Here is a 17,601-nt window from a genome sequence, read left to right on the forward strand (position 1 = left end):
GAACTACTACGCGAGCATAGACCCGACCATGGCAAACCGATTCCTGACCAAAGTGGACTGGCATATCCGCAGAAGAATAAGTCTGTGGTGGAACAGAAAACACAAGAAGAGGAGAGCCAGTCAGGTAAATGTGTTCGAATTACTTCGGATGGCGGGTCTGAAAACCGTCGCGATTTGGGGCAAACGTACTGTCCAAGGTGAAGAACGTCGGAAAGCCGTATGAGGGAAAACTTCACGTACGGTTTGATGAGGAGGGGCTGGTACCCCCAGCCCTTCACTCTACAAAAACGGGGCAATAAACCTTATTCGCGGCTCAATGTTGCAATTTGTGCAACATTTCGGGTGATGATCCACGACTTGAAGCCATTTTCGCCTAAATTGTTGCACAAAATACAACATTCCCCTTCCTTTGGTGCGAAGAGGCCGGAAATTGTTGTATTTTTTGCAGGATTTGTCGCCTCATGTACCTGGGGAGGGGCTGCGCACTCTGGGTTATTTTCAAGAAAGACGTCTTTGGCGAGCGATTCCTATCGTCATCGGCGTCACCTGCGGTGTTGAAAATTCGCCGAAGGACTTCGTTGAATTTTCAAGAAAGACGTCTTTGGCGAGCAAATGCTTCGTCATCGGTCGTCACCTGAGGTGTTGAAATTTTGGTCGGCGGACTACCGCCAAATTTTCAAGTTAGGGGATGAAGCGATGAATAAATCGATGCAAGGCTTGTTTGCCCGCTTGCTCATATGGGTGCTTGTCGCAGCCGTCTCGCTCCCGGGCTCCTTCGCGTATGCCGCCGTCGAATCCGAGGGGACGCAAGCGGCTGTTCTAACCGGCAAGCCGGATCGTCCCGGCAAACCGGGCACGTCGGGCAAACCGGGCAAGCCGGATCGTCCCGGCAAGCCCCATGCCGCGGCGATGATCGTCAAGAACGGATCGCCCAATGCGGATATTTTCATCGCGGCGGACGCGGGCGAGCTGGAGCTGCTGGCGGCGCAGGAGCTGCAGCAGACGATTCGGGCGGTCAGCGGGGCCGAGCTGCCGATCCTTCGCGGCGATTTGAGCCGGCAGGTCAGCATCGAGCTGCGGGAGAAGGAGCTGAAGGCGACCCGAAGCGGCAGCGTCGATGTGCAGATCGATATCGTCAATAACGGCCGCAGACCGATCCGAGTAGAGTTTGCGACGGCCGAAGGCAGCGATCTGCCGCTTCAGCAAGCCGCAGGCGTCACCGTCAAGCAGCGGGAGGCCGCAAGCGTCACCGGCTCGGTGTACTTGCCTGCTTCCCTCGCGGAAGGGAAGTACCTGGCGCTGATCGAACCGACCGTGGACGGCGTGCCGGCGGACCCGCTGGCCCTGTCGATCGAGCTGGACCGCAACATGCTGTTTAATCCGGGCTTCGAGCTTCCGGTCTCCGAAGGCTGGTACGGGCCGCCGGGCGTCGCTTATCAGGATGACCAGGTCAAGCACGGCGGCGCGTATGCCATGCGGATGAACGTCGGCACGGTGCGCACCAACCAGACCTTAAGGCTGGAGCCGAATCAAGACTATATGCTGAGAGCCTGGATCAAAGGCAGTTCGCCGGGAAAAGTGACCGTCGAGATTCGGGAGATGAAATCCCCTTTCGTGACCCAGCATACGTATACCCGAACGTTTCCCGTCAGCGAAGCGTGGACGCTGCTGGAAATGCCCTACACCCAGGAGGAGCGCGACTATGACTACAACTGGATCGTCTTCCGCCATCAAAGCGTTGGCAGCCCGGGCACGCTCTGGATCGACGATGTCAGCCTGACGAAAATGGAAGCGGCGGCGCTGGCGGGCCAGCAGGGGAACGGCCACGCCGCATATCCTGAAGGGCGGGGCAAGGGACGCCGCGCGAACGAGAGGCTTCGCATCGTGCTCGGCACCGATAAGCAAATCGGCTCTCTTGCGGAGGATTACCCGAACGATGTCGCCTATCTGCAGCAGTCCGACGGCTTCGCCATTCGTCAAAACGGCAACACGATTTATATATTCGGCACGGAGCCCAAAGGCGTGCTGAACGGAGCATACGATTTCCTGGAGGAGAACGCCGGGGTGCTCTGGACGCGCTCGACCGATGTCGGCACCTTGTACGAACCGATGGCCGATATCGCCGCAGCCAAGGTAAACTATCGGGAGAAATCGCCGCTGCCGATTCGCGGCTGGCTGACGCTTGGGGTGAACTCCAGCGGAGAGGGCGGGGATTTCGGAACAGAGCGGCTGTCCGCCCGCAACAAAGGTAACGCGATCTTCGCGATGGTGAGCGGCAGGCGTTTGTGGGACCGCTACCGCGATTCCGGTCTCGAGCCGGTGATGCTCGGCCATAACCTCGGCTTCTGGCTGCCGAACGAGCTTTATTTTGAGGAGCACCCGGAATATTACAACGAAGTGGACGGAGTCCCGGTTCCGGTCAGCGATTCCACGCAAATCAATTTCTATCATCCGGATGTGCCGATCATTATCGGCGAACGGGCCAAGTCGCTCATCGCCGCGACATCGTTGAAATATGTCGGCATCGGCATCAACGACAACTCCAACTTCAATCAGGGCGAGCTGAACAGGCAGCCGTTTACGACCGAGGACGGCGTCGTCGTGCAGCCGGACGATCCGGCGTACCGGTCGACGGTGTTCTTCTCCTTCCTGAACAAAGTGGCGAGAGTCGTGAAGGAAACGTATCCCGACGTGAAAATCGTCTCTTACGCATACGCCTTCACCGACACTCCGCCCAAAGTGGAATTGGATGACAATATCGTCATCGTGTATGCGCCGCTGTACGAGGATGCGAGAACGCCGCTTGACACCGATAACCCCGGCAATCCGAATTATGCCTACAATGAGAAGCTGAAGGGCTGGGCGGAGAAAACGAAGAACATCATCGTGTACAATTATTACGGCTCATTTCCTTCCGAAGCTTACGAACGGCCGATTGCCGCGAAGGTGCAGGCCGATATGCAATATTACCGGGATTTAGGAATATTGGGCGTCCTCCCCGAAGGGAAGATCGATGCCGGCGATCCGGGCTGGGGCGTCAACGCTTTGCAGTATTGGCTGTTCAATCAGCTGTTCTGGAATCCGGATGCGGACATCGAGGCGCTGAAGGCCGAATTTATCCGCAAGGCGTACGGAGCGGCGGCGGAGGCGATGACCCGCTATTACGATTTGATCGAGCAGGGCTGGAATTACGATCAGGCGCAGCAGAGCTGGGCGACCAGCGGCGAGACGCTGGTCCGCCAATATATCGTCAGGGCGGGCATCAAGGACGAGGCCCAGGCTGCGCTGAACGAGGCCTACGCCTTGGCCGACGAGCAGGCGAGAGCGAGAATCGAGCCGATCAAGCGCACCTTCGAGCGCATGGTCGAGCTTGTCGGGGACGGCGAGGAGCTGTCGGCGAACGCCAAGCGAACGACCGCATCGAAAGAACAAATTTTGGCTCCCCTCGACTTCCAATCCGGACCGTGGGCCGAAGCTGAGCCGATCTCCAACTTCCTCGACATGACGACGAAAGAGCTGCCGCGGGTGGAAACGAGGGCGTATCTCTTATGGGATGACGAATATTTGTATGTCGGGTACGAAAACTTCGACAACGACATTTCCCAAATCATCGTCAGCGAGACCGCTCCGAACGAGTGGTGGCTGAGCGGGAAGGACGATTCGGTCGAGACGTATTTGACCGGGGATCTCACGGGAAGCGGCCCGTATTACGCCTTCATGACCAATCCGATCGCGCTTAACCTCGACTACCAAGGCCCGGCGATCGATCCTTCCTTCGAAGCGGATTGGGCTTCGAACGCGGAAATTCGTTTTGACCGCTGGAATGTCGTACAGGCGATCCCGTTTGCGAGCATCGGCGTCAATCCGCAGGAGACGACGACGCTGAAAGGGCTGCTGTTCCGCAATTTCCACCGCACCGGCTACGGCCTCGGCCTGTACGGCTGGGGCGGAGGAGCGGTATGGAACCCGGCCGATTTCAATGAGATCCGCCTGGTGCCCTGATAGCCGCCGCTCGAGTCGCTGAATAAAGCTTGCGCTTGCCTGCGGCGTTTCGCTGCAGGCAGGCGCATTCTGATTTGGAGCAATATCGCCTTACGCGAAGATTGCCCAAGTCAGGTTTTTTGCTTTTTAACGCAGCAGAAGAACCGCGCCTGTCCGGTAAATCCCTTCGCAATTCGCTTGACGGCTCTTCTTTCCATGCTTGACACGAATTTCAAATCTGCCTTATCTTTGAGAGGATGGGGCGGCCGCCCGGGCTTTTTCTCGGTCAGTACCGATTCCGGGCAGCGGCAGGCGAATGATCGATAAGGAGCGGGAGGTAGGCGCTGATGGCACAGTGCAGTTATTTGCAAGTGCTGGTCGTTGACGATGAGCTGCCGCTTCGGCAGGAGCTGCGGTTATTTCCTTGGAGGGAGCACGGATTCGAGCTTGCGGGCGAGGCGGAGAACGGCAGGGCGGCCCTCGACTTGTGCCGCAGATGGAAGCCTGACGTCGTCATTGCCGACATCACCATGCCGGTTATGAGCGGTCTGGAGCTGCTGCGCGCGCTGCAAGAAGAGCTGCCGGCGGCGAAGGTGATTTTGCTGACCTGTCATTCGGACTTTGAATACGCCCGGGAGGCGCTGCGGCTTGGAGCCGTCGAATATTTGCTGAAGGTAACGATGGACCCCGAGGAGCTGGCGGGCGCTCTCGCCAAAGCCAAAGCGGCGCACTTCCGCGAGCAGGCGTTGGGAGGCAATTTGGCCCAAATCGAAATGAAAGCGCATTCCGAAGCGCCGCATCAAGACGCGGCAGACTCCGCGGTGCGCATGGAGATCAAGGAGACGATCCGCTTTGTCAACGACAACCTGCATCGTCCCCTTACGCTGAATATCGTGGCGGAGCGCGTCCATTTGAGCCCCCATTATTTCAGCCGGCTGTTCAAGGAAGAAACAGGCATTTCGCTGCAGCACTACATCTCCCGCAAAAGAATGGAGAAGGCTGCAGATCTGCTCAGAACGACGCCGCTGCGGGTGTACGAGGTGGCGCATGAGGTAGGCATTCCGAGCTACCGCTACTTCGCCACCCTGTTCCGGGAATATGCCGGCGTCTCGCCTACGGAATACAAGCGGAGCGGACCGCTGACGTCTGCCGGGCAGAAGGGGTGAGCCTGCTGCTGAACCGCATTCGCGATTGGAGCATGGCGACGAAGCAGTTCGTGCTCTTGTTCGTTGTGACGCTGTCCATCTTCGCTTTTCTTGCCGCTGCCAATTACCAGCAGACGTCCAGGCTGTTCAAGGAGCAGCTCATTCAGGACGCCCAGACGCTGATGAACCGAACCAATCAGTTTCTCGATTCCTATCTGGACAACGGGCAAAATATTTTGCTGCTGCTGTCTTCCCGCACCGACTACTTGCAGACGGCGGGGGAGCGGGAAATCGGCGATTTTCTGCGATCGGTCGCGGAGATCAACAGCGCGATAGTGCGAAGGGTCTATATCGTCCGCAACGACGGGAAAGTGTTCAGCAGCTCGCAGGTGCTGTACGATGTGCTCGGCAACCCGGCGCTGTCGGACATCTACGAGCAGGCCAGGCTGAACTATGCGGCGATGATCAGCGAGCCCTACTGGTCCCCGCAATCGGGACATACCGTGGCGATAGCGCGGCCGATGGCGGACCGGCGCAACGAACAGATCGGGGTTGCAGTCGTCGAGCTGGATCTGGAGAAGCTTCGCCAGAAAATGTCCGATATCTCGTCGTCCAATCAGACGTTCGCGCTCATCTCCGGCAAGCAGGAGATCGTGCTTTACGATCCCCGCAACGAGCTGCTGCCGATGGTGCGGACCGTCTATCCGCCGGCGCTGCCTGATCAGTTCGCTGCGGACATGGCGGCGCTCCCCTATGGCACGAGCGAATACGAGGGGGCCGCAGGCCGGCTTGTCGCTATGAAGTCAGGCCAGAACCGGCTGGGCTGGTCGCTCGTTCTGTTCATGAAGGAAAGCTACTTCTACCAAAGCCTGCAAGGACTGTACGACAGCTATATGACCGCTGGGCTGATCATGCTGGTCATGCTGCTGATCATGGCCTACGTCATGTCCCGCTGCTTCACGCGGCCGATCCGGCTGCTGGCGCTGAGGATGGACCGGGTGCGCGACATGCCGCTCGCTACCCGCCTGCAAACGACGCGCAGCGACGAAATCGGGCGGCTCGCCCGCAGCTTCCATGCGATGATGGAGCGGATTCAAAGCTTGCTGAAGGAGACGAAGGAAATGGAGGAGCGCAAGAAGGAGCTGGAGCTGAAAGTGCTGCAAAGCCAGATCGCTCCCCATTTTTTGTACAATACATTGACCTGTATCGGCAGCCTGGCGCGCCAGCAGCGAAGCGGCGAGGTGACGGCAACGATCCGCTCGCTAGTCGGACTGTTGAAATTCACGTTCGATCGCATGAGTGAATATGTGTCCCTGGAAGAGGAGATCGAGGGCTTGCATCAGTATATGCAGATTCAGCGGGCGCGCTATGGGGACAAGGTGCGGTTCGCCTGTCAAATCGCGGAGGAAGCTCTCCCTATGTCCCTGCTCAAGCTGACGTTGCAGCCTATAGTCGAAAATGCGATCTTCCACGGCATTCTCCCCAAAGAGGGCGAGGACGGGCGAATCATCGTCAGGGGAGGCGTTCGCCGGGGAAGGCTGCGCCTTGTCGTGCGCGACAACGGAGCGGGCATGGACCCCGGGACATGCCGGGAGCTCGGCTTGCGGCGCCCGCTCCCCCTTCCCCGAGATCGCTTTACCGGCATCGGCATGTCCAACGTCTACGAACGAATCCGGCTCCATTACGGCCCGCCGTTCGGCCTGCGAATCCGCAGCGTGAAGAACGTAGGCACCGTAGCCGTCATCACGCTGCCGGCCGAGCCGTTCAGGGAGAGCCGCCGGCCAACATGTACGGATTACGCCTAATTTCGTAAGATTACTGCATAGAGCCCCCCTGAGCGGCGCTGCTATAATGTGATTATCATCACACAGGCCAGCAGATCCGGACACGAAGGGGGGACTCTCGATGGATCAACCGATTGCAGCCGACGCTTCGCCACAGGTGAACGCCGGGAAGGCATGGCGGCACAAACGCATCTGGCAAGCGAAAACGCTTTATCTGATGCTGCTGCCCGGAATCGCTTATTATCTCGTCTTCAAATACGCGCCGATGTATGGCGTGATCATCGCCTTCAAGGATTTTCATATTTTGGACGGGATTTTAGGCAGCCCGTGGGCCGAACCGTGGAACAAGCACTTTCTCGCCTTTTTCGAGTCACCTTACTTTTACCAGCTGCTCCGAAATACGATTCTCATCAGCGTCTACAAGCTGATCTTCGGCATTTTTCCTCCCATTCTGATGGCGATCCTGCTGAACGAATGCCGCCTGCGATGGTTCAGATCGCTGGTGCAGACGCTGACGTACATGCCGCATTTTTTGTCCTGGGTCATTATTTACGGCATTCTCATCGCCCTGCTGTCCCAAACCTCCGGACTGATCAACCATTGGATCAAGCTGCTCGGCGGCGAGGCGATTCCGTTCATGACCTCGACGACGTACTTCCGCTCCATTCTCGTCGGCTCGGAAATTTGGCAAAATCTCGGTTGGGGAGCGATCATTTATTTGGCGGCGATGTCGGGCATCGACCCTACCTTGTACGAAGCGGCCCGCGTGGACGGCGCGAGTCGGTTGCGGATGATCTGGCACATTACGCTGCCGGGAATCCGGCCGGTCGTCATCATGCTGTTCATTCTGAACCTCGGCCATATTCTGGACGCCGGCTTCGGGCAAATTTACGTGCTGTACAACCTGCAGGTGTACCCGGTCGCCGATATTCTCGATACGTGGGTGTTCCGCACCGGGCTGCATCAATTAAACTTCAGCCTCGCCTCGGCGGTCGGCCTGTTCAAGTCGGCGATCGGTCTGGTGCTCGTGCTCATCTCCAACAAAATCGCCAGACGATGGGGGGAAGGCATATGGTAAGGGGCGCGGGAGACCGTCTGTTCAACGCGGCGGTCATTCTCATCCTGTCGCTGTGCGGCATTGCGGCCGTATTTCCGCTGCTGTACGTCGTCTCCGTATCGCTGACGCCGCTCGGCGAAGTGCTGCGCAGCGGTTCTTTTCCGATTATTCCCAGGGAGATCACCTTCAGCGCTTACGAGACGCTGCTGCAGGAGAGCGGCATGCTCCGGGCGCTCGGCGTCACAGCGTTCGTCACCGTGGCCGGCACGGCGCTGAATATGCTGTTTACCGTATTCATGGCTTATCCGCTCAGCCGCAAATGGCTTCCCGGCCGCAGCCTGTTTCTGATGATGGTGCTGTTCACGATGCTGTTCTCCGGCGGCATTATCCCCACCTACCTGGTCGTCAAAGCGCTGGGGCTGCTCGATTCGTTATGGGCGCTCATTCTGCCGACGCTGATCGGCAGCTTTAACGTATTCATTGTCAAAAGCTTCTTCGAGCAGCTGCCCGAGGAAATTTTCGAATCCGCCAAAATGGACGGAGCCGGCGAGTTGCGCCTGCTCGCGCAGATCGCGCTGCCCCTGTCGCTGTCGGTCATTGCGACGATCTCGCTGTTCTATGCGGTCGGTCATTGGAACGACTTCTTTCAGGCCATTATGTATATTACCGACCGGAATCTGTTCCCGCTTCAGGTTATCGTGCGCGAAATTTTGATGCAGACCCAGCAGCCCCTGGAAAATGTGGAGAGCATGACGCCGACGCAAACGCTGCAAATGGCGGCGGTCGTGCTGGCCTCGCTGCCGATCATCGTCGTGTATCCTTTTTTGCAAAAGTACTTCACAAAAGGGATGCTGCTCGGTTCGATCAAAGGTTGATTCCAAGGAAGGGGTGTTCGATCATGATGAAGCAGAGAAAAGCAGCCGCTCTGCCCTCGGCGCTTGTGCTGCTGTCGGCTGCGCTGGCCGGCTGTACGGCCGGCGGCGGCTCCGGCTCCGGCGAAGAAGGCTCCGGCCAGGCGATGAAGCTGGAGATTATGCAGAGCGCGAGCGGCCTGCCTGCGCCGGACAAAGATTTTATCAAGCAGGAGCTGGACAAAGCGCTTCAGGCGGATATTGCGCTGTCGGCGTACGGCAGCGCGGACGACTATCAGAATCAGCTGAACGTTCGCATGGCTTCCGGCAATCTACCCGATCTGTTCGGGGTGAACAAGGCGCAGCTCCAGCAGTATCAGAAGCAAAATCTGCTGCTCGATTTGACGCCTTATTTGGACCGGTTGCAGCCGGTGATCGATTTCGTCGGCGAGGATACGCTGAAGAAAGGCATGATCGACGGCAAGGTGTACGCCATTCCGAAGGCGCCGGGCATTCCCAGCATGTCGATCTGGGTCCGCAAGGACTGGCTGGACAATCTGAAGCTGGACGTTCCCGAGACGCTGGACGAGTTTTTCGAGGTGGCCCGAGCATTCACCGAGGACGATCCGGACGGCAACGGCAAACACGATACGGTCGGCTACACCGGGGGCTCGCTGAGCACCTTCGCTCCGCTGTACGGCTCGTTCGGCACGGTGAATCCAGGCGAATTTTTCGTCAAGGACGGCAAAATCGTCAATTCGCTGTACGATCCGGCGATGAAGGAAGCGCTGGCCTTTTTCCGCAAAATGACCAAAAGCGGCGTGGTCGATCCGGAGATTATGGCGAATACCGGGCTATTGCATCAGGAAAAAGCGATCAAGGGCCAGGCCGGCATGCTGTTCATCGACTGGGCGAATATCAGCAAGGACGACATCGTGGAGCAGATCAAGACGGTCAATCCGCAGGCGGAGTGGATGCAGCTGGCCACGCCGCGGGGGCCGGGCGGAGCCTACGCCAACTCTTGGGATATCGGCAACGCCGGGGCGATGTACGCCATTCCGAGGTCGCTGGAGAAGAACCCGGAGAAGCTTGGCAAGCTTTTCGAGCTGCTGAACTACGTCTCCAGCGGCGAAGGCTCGCGGCTGGTGCAGTTCGGCATTGAGGGCAGGCATTACCGTATGGAAGGGGATACCGTCGTTCCGACCGAGCTTATGGGCAAGGAAGCGGGCTATACGTGGCTGTACCAGTTCACGGGACGTCCGGAAAGGGAATATTTGAAGGTCAAGTTCAAAAATCAGGCGGATTACATCGAGTTTGCCAGCCATTTGCCCCGCATCGAGGTGCTGAACGGCTTCGTCAGCTATCCGGAAGGCTATAACCCGGCCGACGCCAACCGGTATCTGGAAGAGGAATTTACCAAATTCGTGTACGGCCAGCGGCCGCTCTCCGAGTACGACGATTTCCTGAAGATGATGGAAACGACGATGAATTACAAGCTCTACGTGGAGTCCGCGACGGAGCAGCTGCAGGCGCTGGGGTACGGAAAATAAAGGTTGACAATCGGATCTACACGAGTAAAATAAAAGATGAGAAAGGGAGATGGCGCGTCTCTCCCTTTTCTTTAAGCAAAAATTTACACGAGTAAATCGGAGGGCGAGCGAGCATGAGCGCACTGAATCTGGATATTCCGTCGTTGGTGAAGCGGTTTGACGAAGAGGGCTATCTGCTGCTGAGAAGCGTGCTGTCTGAGGAGAAGGTCGCGGCATTGAATGCGGCGATCGACCGGATCGTCGCGGAAGAGCCGGAATCTCTCGCTTATAATGTGTACAACAGCGTGGAGCGGGACCCCGCGATTTTGTCGCTCATCGATCATCCCGACCTGCTGCCGCTGATGGTCAACCTGCTCGGATACAACATTCAGCTTCATATTTCCCACCTGACGGTCCGCAAGCCGAATCCGAACGATGTCAAGACGGCTACCAACAGCTTCATCAATTGGCACCAGGACGGCCCGCATCCGCAGTTTCCGAGAATCGCCGGGCTCACCTCCACGTACTATGTGAAAATATGCTACATTCTCAGCGATATGTCAGAGCCGGACCGCGGCAATACCAAAATTATCCCCGGCAGTCACCGCATACCGGGCTTCCATCCGGTGCAGACCGATGTGGATGTGCCGCTGGACAGCGAGCTGGCGATTTGCGGCAAGCCAGGCGACGCATTTATTTTCGCGCAAAGCTTGTGGCACGCCGGCTCGCATAATCGCTCCAGCTACGAGCGGCGGCAGCTGTTCATTGGCTACAGCCCGCTGTGGATTCGGCCGATCGACTACCACAAGGCTTCGCCGCAGCTGCTTAAGGGCGCCGATCCGGTCAGACGCCAGCTGCTGGGGGATATCAGCGACAACTGCTTCAAATACTACGTGCCGGAGGAATCCATGGTCCCGCTCAAGCGGTACTGGCTCGGATTGACCAGGGAAGGTGCGGAAGAGTCCGTTTAATAAGTAAGCTGCGCAAGCACGCCGATGAGGCTTGAGATCATGGGGAACGCTCCTCTCCCTTATGCCGATGTGCCCTATCTTGAAAATTCGGCGAATCCCTTCGGCGAATTTTTCAACACCGCAGGTGACGACCGATGACGGAAGGAAGCGCTCGTCATAGGCGTCTATCTTGAAAATTTGGCGGTAATCAAGCCGACAAAATTTCAACACCGCAGGTGACGACCGATGACGGAAGGAAGCGCTCGTCATAGGCGTCTATCATCCGAAGTGTTTCCGTCTAACTGCTAACCGCACTGGATTATTGTTATAAACATTGGTATAACGGAGGAAGATACCGGATACGCGAAGGATGAGGAGGAGCGTTCATGAAAGAGATTGGCATCGCGATGGTGCAAATGCGCTGCGACAAGACGGAGATCGATCGGAATCTTCAGTCCATGCAGGAGTATATCGAGGCAGCGCGGGCGAATGGGGCGGATTTCGTCTGTTTCCCGGAAATGAACATCACCGGCTATATGGATCCGGCGAAGCACCCGCACGCCGCGCTTTCTCGGGATCACGAAGCGATCCGCCAAGTGGTCGAGTGGAGCGGCCGTTACGCCGTCTGCGTCATCGCCGGCTTCGCGGAATCGAATCCCGCAGGCAAGCCGCACATTACCCAAATGGCCGCTCACCATGGGGAATTGCTGGGGTTCTACCGTAAGCGGACGATTCCGGCCGACGAGGCGGATTCGTTCGTCGCCGGCGATAGCGATGCCGGGCCTGTTTTTAACGTGGAGGGGCTGTCGTTCGGGCTGTCCATCTGCGCGGATATCGACGATCCGCAGATTTTTCGCAGCTACGCGCGGCAAGGCGCGACTATCGTATTCGAAAGCGCCGCTCCCGGATTGTACGGGGAGCAGGCGACGCGAGACTGGGCGTCCGGGTTCGCTTGGTGGCGAGGCGAATGCATGACGAAGCTGAGGAAGTACGCCGCCGAGAATTCGCTGTATATCGCCGTAGCCACGCAGGCCGGACGGACGATCGACGAAGATTTCCCCGGCGGCGGCTACCTGTTCGACCCGCAGGGAAGATGCATCGCCGAAACCGGCGATTGGAGCGAGGGCATACTGTACGGCCGGATCGCGGCGGGGAAGGAAGCCCCATGAGTTCAATCGCACGTACCCCCAGACCGCCCTACTATGCCGTTATTTTTACATCGGAACGAACCGACGGGGACAACGGCTATGCGGAGATGGCCGGGGAGATAGAGCGGCTTGCTTCCGCTCAACCCGGCTTCTTAGGCGCGGAGAGCGCCCGGGACGGCATCGGCATCACCGTATCCTACTGGGAGTCGCTGGAGGCGATCCGCAATCGGAAGCAGAACGAGCGGCATTTGATCGCCCAACAGCGCGGCAAGGCCGAATGGTACGCCAGGTACACAACAAGAATTTGCAAGGTTGAACGGGATTACGAGTTCGAGACATCGAACTGACGGTTCATGATGGGAAGGCTCGGCCCGCCGCGGACGCGAAGGCAAGCTGACCCCGAACGAGGGGAGCGATCATCTCGATCAGCGATACGGTTCGGCCGGCGGCATGCTCTTTGGCGCAAGCCTGGCAAGGGCCGGCCTTTCTTTGTGCTGCTCTGAACCGGGTCAAGTGAGGCGCCGAAAGCGCTCCGGCGAAACGCCCGCAGCTTTGACGAACACCCGATAAAACTGACTGGCGCTGGAAAATCCGAGGCGGAAGGCGATCTCCGTGACCGTCTGCTTCGTGTGCCGCAGCAACCGCTTGGCCTCTTCGACCCGCAGGCGGAGCACATATTGGTACGGCGTCTCGCCCACCTCCGCCTTGAAGGAGCGGATAAAATGAAACCGGCTCTGCAAGGCGATGCCGGCCAACTCTTCAACCGTAAGCTCCTCCGTATAGCGCTCGTGAATATAAGCCAACACTTGTCGCATCATCGGATCGCGGCTGGAGAAAGCCGGAGAACAGCGCTCCGGCCAGGCAGCGCGCTGATGGCTGCCCGATAAGGTGCGGGTGAGGAAGGACAGCACCTCCGCTTCCAGCTCCTCTTCGGCCAGTCTGCGGGCGCTGTCGCTCTCCAGCAGGGCGATCATCCACCTGCGGAACTTGTCGCTCATCAGCGCAGGGTTAAGCTGCTGGCGCAGCGAAAATTCCAGGCTGTCCTGACCGGTGAATTCCCGCATCCGCTGCTGCCTGATGCGAATAATCAGCACGGCGGAGCCGCCATCGATGGCAAAATAATGCCGGTCCCGCGGATGCTGCACGAGCGCCGTTCCGCCCTGCAGGCTGTACTGCCTGCTCTCCTGCGTGAATTGAAAAGCCCCTTGCAGGGGCACTGTAATCTGATATTCATCCTCGTGAAGATGAGGGGTATTGGAGAACTCGCCTTCAATGCGGTACAGCTCCATCTGAGGAGTGCCGATTTGCACGATCATACGCAATCACCTTCGCACATTATAGCATAAATTGCGGCCATTCCCAGCAATTTTCGCGACGACAGGAGAGGGAGCCGCACTTTATGATGGGGGATATCCTATCCGAGAAAAGAAAGGTGATTCGTATGTCTCAACCCGCCGCGGCTGCAGCGACCGCCAGACAAACGGCGAATATGATGCTGCTCGCCGTCAGCCTCGCTCATTTGCTCAACGACCTTATGCAAAACGCGGTTCCTGCCGTGTTCCCCGTGTTCCAGCAAACCCTTAGGCTCAGCTTTGCGCAGATCGGCTGGATCGCCTTCACGCTGAATGTGACGGCATCGGTGCTTCAGCCGCTGATCGGCTACTATACCGACCGCCGGCCGACGCCGGGCTTGCTGCCGCTCGGCATGCTCTTTACGCTGCTCGGGATGGCTGGTCTGGCGTACTCCAGCGGGTTCGCCATGCTGATCGTCTCCGCTGCGCTCATCGGCGTCGGCTCGTCCGTCCTGCACCCGGAATCGTCCCGCGTCGCTCACCTTGCCGCAGGCCGGCAAAAAGGGCTGGCGCAGTCGATTTTCCAGGTCGGCGGCAATACCGGCCAGGCGCTCGCCCCGCTGCTTGTCGCGCTGCTGATTGTTCCGCTGGGGCAGCAAGGCTTCGTCTGGTTCTGCCTGTTGGCGTTGGCCGGCATTGCGATTCAGATGAAGGTAAGCAAGTGGTACGCCCGGAAAATCGGCGAAGCATCGCGGCAGACGGGCCGCGCCGCTGCCACAGACGGCCGCAGCTTGTCCAGAGGCTTCGTTTTGTTCGTCATGATGCTGCTGATTGTGCTGCTGTTCTCCAAATTCGTGTATATTGCCTGCATGACCGGCTACTATTCCTTCTACTTTATGGAGCGCTACGGATTGCCGCTGGAGCGGGCGCAAATCGCCTTGTTCGCGCTGCAATTCGCCGGGATGATCGGAACCTTGCTGAGCGGTCCGCTGGCCGACCGCTTCGGCCGCAAAAAGATGATCTGGTTCTCCATCCTGGGCACCGCTCCGTTCTCGCTCCTGCTGCCGTATGCTGGGCCGAATATGGCGATCCTGCTCTGCGTCCTGATCGGAGCGATCCTGATGTCGGGCTTTTCCGTCATCATCGTGTATGCCCAGGGAATGCTGCCTGGCCGAGTCGGGATGATCGCCGGTCTGCTGTTCGGGCTGTCGTTCGGTATGGCCGGCCTCGGCTCTGTCGTGCTCGGATGGCTGATCGACCAGACCGGCGTCGATGTGATGGTTCGGATCTGCGCTTACCTCCCGCTGCTCGGCATGTTCGCCATGCTGCTGCCGAAGGATACGAAGCTGATGGGGGAATAAAGCACTTAAGAGGCCTGATGCCGCTTCTGATACTGCTTCGGCGTCAGGCCGTACCGCTCTTTGAACACGCGGATAAAATGGGGTGTCGAGCGGTAGCCGAGCAGCTCCGCAATCTCCTGCACGGTGCGCTTCGTCTCGATGAGCAGCTGGGATGCCCGCTGCATTTTCATATCCGTCACATACTCGATGAACGTTTTCCCCATCACCGTATGAAACAGCTTGCTGACATAGTTCGGATTCATTCCCAGGTAATCCGATAAACTTTCCAGAGATATATCATTGCACAAGTTGTTCTCGATATATTGCCGCAGCTTTTCTTCCGTCAGCGCCTCGCCCGCGCTGCGGCTTGCGTCGACCGCCGCCGTACAAGCGTCGAGCACCTCGTCCATCCAGCTTACATAACGACGTAGGGAGAACAGCCCCGCGCCGTGCTGCACGATATCGTACCCGAAGAGCTGCTCCGCATCCAGGCGCACGCCCTTCAAGCCTTTGACGACGGCCGCAGCGCTGCCGCGCATCATGCCGCGGATGAAGGCGGCCGTGTAAAGGTCGGCGTGCATTTCGGCCGCGATGTCGCGGACGACCTGCTTCCCCTTATCGCCGCTTCCCGCCCGCACCGCTTCTTCGAGCTGGGCATACAGATGGGCGCAGCTGCCGCCTTCCCGCCGTTCGGCGAGGCGAAGACGGTCGCAGGCAATGACGGCGTTCTCGTCCAGCATGCTGTACTCCGCCGCCGCGGCCGCTTCCTTGTACGACCTTGCCGCATGCTCGGGATGGCAGGGATATACGGAGCCTGTCACGATATTATAGGCTTCGATCTCCTCTTGACAGCGCAAACTCTCCTGCATGCAGGCAAGCAGCTCCGCGGCATCCCGGCCCGCAAAATGCAGCATGCCGCTAATTCGCTGCGGGTCCTGCTCCGTATATACGGCGTATATGCTTCCCGGCTTGAGGCCGTTTTCCAGCCCTTCGATAATGCGGTACGGCAGCAGCAGCTCGTCGCGGGATGACAGCTCTTTCCAGCGCAGCACAATGATGAAGGACAGGCAGCTTTCCCGGTCAAAGCGAATATTCATCAGCCGCTCCTTCTCGCCCGAGGAGCTTCCCTGTTCCCAATAACCGTGCAGCACCTTCAGCAAATAGTCCTGCCGGATAATCGACTTATGCTTGTCCCAGCGTTCCTTCATCTCATCCAAGGCGGAATCGTACTGCTTGATGATTTGGCGGATCGGCCTGTGCGCCCGCTGCGTGAACACGATCGCAAACAGCAAATTTCCGAGCAGCAGCAAGGTGCCGACGGCAATCAGCGCATTGCGCAGCTCGTCCGACTGCTTGTACAGCTCCGCTGCGGGAACGATCGATATGTAGTAGAACGGGCTAAACTCCGATTTGGAGTAAGAGACGACGCTTCGCTGCCCGTTCAGGCTGGCGGTCAACAATCCTTCTTCGGCCCCCGAGTTCACAATGGAGGCAATCAGGCTGTCGTCGGGCAGCGGAACATCCCGGGAATGAGTCATGATTCCCGAGCCGTCCGAGCCGGAAGGGTCCAGAATAAAGAGCCGCTGCTCGCCGGATACATCGTAATTTTGCAGAAATTCCAGCAAATACGCCTCGTTCAGGTTGATGGCCATCATGCCCCGGCGCTCGGCGCTGCCAGCGAAAAACGGATATCCCCGCACATAGGTCACGATGCGTTTGACGGCCGAATCCTCCGTTGACCGGTACAATTTCCAGCCGACCGTCCCGTCGGACGAGTGAAACCGGTCGAACCAGTCCTGGCGGTAATTCAAGTCGCACTGGCGCAAATTCATGAAGCAGACATTGGAGCCAAGGAAAAACAGGTTTCCTTCCCGGTAATACATGTCGACGGATTCGACGAACGGGTAGGCGGCCGCCAATTCCTTCAAATAGTTCGCGGTCTGCATAATTCTTGTCGTATTCGAGCTGATGTCATGGGCGAACGGATAGATGAGCAGGTCGTTGCTTTGCCGGTCCGACAAGAGTACATCCGTCAGCCGAATGACGTCCTTGATCACGGCATTGTCCAGCGTGTTGCGGAATTCCTTCACGACTTGCCGGTTCAAATGGTGCAGCTGCCCGTTGATTTCGTTGTTGAACATGCGCCAGTAGACGGCGGTGAGCAGCAGCGAGCTGAAGATCAATAAGGCCATATTTACCAGAAGCAATCGGAGCAAAACCTTGTTCAACATAGCCCCTCCAGTCGCAATGTGCTTCGTAAAATGTGAAAAAACCAATATCTTAAAATTTCGTTACTTTTGCCAAAAGGGTGCCACTGCTTAAGAAAACGCTACAATTTTAAGTTTTTGTCAATTGCCGCTAGACCGGCCGTGCATTATCCTAACCTTTGAAAGCGTTGTCCGTTGCTGGTACAACGACGGCAGGAAAGGAGCGATAGCCCATGTCCTATTTTTAATTCCATTATTGTAAGGCAGATGCCGGGATAACGTCAATCAGGGATCAAGGGATCTGGGGAAAGATCGGG

General features: G+C 57.9%; 13 protein-coding genes and 1 pseudogene. 11 read left to right on the forward strand and 3 right to left on the reverse strand.

All coding sequences use genetic code 11. The features are described 5' to 3' along the window. A pseudogene (locus F591_RS32335) lies at positions 1-223 on the forward strand (group II intron reverse transcriptase/maturase); the annotation flags it as partial. 275 nt (positions 224-498) lie between these two features. Here the strand turns inward: F591_RS32335 and F591_RS33305 are convergent. After that, the gene (locus F591_RS33305; RefSeq protein WP_281166706.1) at positions 499-624 is read right to left on the reverse strand and encodes a hypothetical protein; all 126 of its coding nucleotides are present in this window, start codon (positions 622-624) and stop codon (positions 499-501) included. A 72-nt stretch (positions 625-696) separates the two neighbouring features. Here F591_RS33305 and F591_RS0116790 point away from each other — a divergent pair, with 72 nt between their 5' ends. The 9 genes from F591_RS0116790 to F591_RS0116830 all read left to right on the forward strand — a co-directional run bounded on the left by F591_RS0116790 (position 697) and on the right by F591_RS0116830 (position 12,792). Next, positions 697-4,002 carry a DUF4838 domain-containing protein gene (locus F591_RS0116790; protein ID WP_019535785.1) on the forward strand — a complete coding sequence of 1,102 codons (3,306 nt, stop codon included), beginning with the start codon at positions 697-699 and terminating at the stop codon, positions 4,000-4,002. Between the two features lie 326 nt (positions 4,003-4,328). Next, positions 4,329-5,147 carry a response regulator transcription factor gene (locus tag F591_RS0116795; protein WP_019535786.1) on the forward strand — a complete coding sequence of 273 codons (819 nt, stop codon included), beginning with the start codon at positions 4,329-4,331 and terminating at the stop codon, positions 5,145-5,147. After that, positions 5,144-6,931 carry a cache domain-containing sensor histidine kinase gene (locus F591_RS0116800; RefSeq protein WP_019535787.1) on the forward strand — a complete coding sequence of 596 codons (1,788 nt, stop codon included), beginning with the start codon at positions 5,144-5,146 and terminating at the stop codon, positions 6,929-6,931. Before F591_RS0116795 ends, F591_RS0116800 begins: the two co-directional genes overlap by 4 nt. A gap of 100 nt (positions 6,932-7,031) precedes the next feature. Beyond that, a complete protein-coding gene (locus F591_RS0116805) occupies positions 7,032-7,988 on the forward strand; it encodes an ABC transporter permease (protein WP_019535788.1) in 957 nt (318 codons plus the stop codon). Next, the gene (locus F591_RS0116810) at positions 7,982-8,842 is read left to right on the forward strand and encodes a carbohydrate ABC transporter permease (RefSeq protein WP_019535789.1); all 861 of its coding nucleotides are present in this window, start codon (positions 7,982-7,984) and stop codon (positions 8,840-8,842) included. Before F591_RS0116805 ends, F591_RS0116810 begins: the two co-directional genes overlap by 7 nt. Before the next feature lie 23 nt (positions 8,843-8,865). Further along, positions 8,866-10,368, forward strand: coding sequence for an extracellular solute-binding protein (locus F591_RS0116815; protein ID WP_019535790.1), 1,503 nt, complete (start codon positions 8,866-8,868; stop codon positions 10,366-10,368). A gap of 113 nt (positions 10,369-10,481) precedes the next feature. Beyond that, positions 10,482-11,318, forward strand: a complete 837-nt coding sequence (locus F591_RS0116820) for a phytanoyl-CoA dioxygenase family protein (protein WP_019535791.1) — start codon at positions 10,482-10,484, stop codon at positions 11,316-11,318. A gap of 365 nt (positions 11,319-11,683) precedes the next feature. Continuing rightward, a complete protein-coding gene (locus tag F591_RS0116825) occupies positions 11,684-12,466 on the forward strand; it encodes a carbon-nitrogen hydrolase family protein (RefSeq protein ID WP_019535792.1) in 783 nt (260 codons plus the stop codon). Further along, the gene (locus F591_RS0116830; protein WP_019535793.1) at positions 12,463-12,792 is read left to right on the forward strand and encodes an antibiotic biosynthesis monooxygenase family protein; all 330 of its coding nucleotides are present in this window, start codon (positions 12,463-12,465) and stop codon (positions 12,790-12,792) included. Before F591_RS0116825 ends, F591_RS0116830 begins: the two co-directional genes overlap by 4 nt. 162 nt (positions 12,793-12,954) lie before the next feature. Here the strand turns inward: F591_RS0116830 and F591_RS0116835 are convergent, their stop codons facing one another. Then, entirely contained in the window at positions 12,955-13,761 is an 807-nt protein-coding gene (locus F591_RS0116835) for a helix-turn-helix domain-containing protein (RefSeq protein ID WP_019535794.1), read from the reverse strand. Positions 13,762-13,886: 125 nt separating this feature from the next. On the opposite strand from F591_RS0116835, the gene F591_RS0116840 reads away from it, so the two are divergent. Further along, positions 13,887-15,098 carry an MFS transporter gene (locus F591_RS0116840; protein ID WP_040741901.1) on the forward strand — a complete coding sequence of 404 codons (1,212 nt, stop codon included), beginning with the start codon at positions 13,887-13,889 and terminating at the stop codon, positions 15,096-15,098. Between the two features lie 5 nt (positions 15,099-15,103). Here F591_RS0116840 and F591_RS0116845 read toward each other — a convergent pair whose 3' ends face one another. After that, positions 15,104-17,308 (reverse strand): AraC family transcriptional regulator, encoded by a 2,205-nt coding sequence (locus F591_RS0116845; RefSeq protein WP_019535796.1) that lies wholly within the window; start codon positions 17,306-17,308, stop codon positions 15,104-15,106. Between the last annotated feature and the right edge of the window lie 293 nt (positions 17,309-17,601).

This window comes from Paenibacillus ginsengihumi DSM 21568 (assembly GCF_000380965.1).
GTDB lineage: Bacteria > Bacillota > Bacilli > Paenibacillales > NBRC-103111 > Paenibacillus_G > Paenibacillus_G ginsengihumi.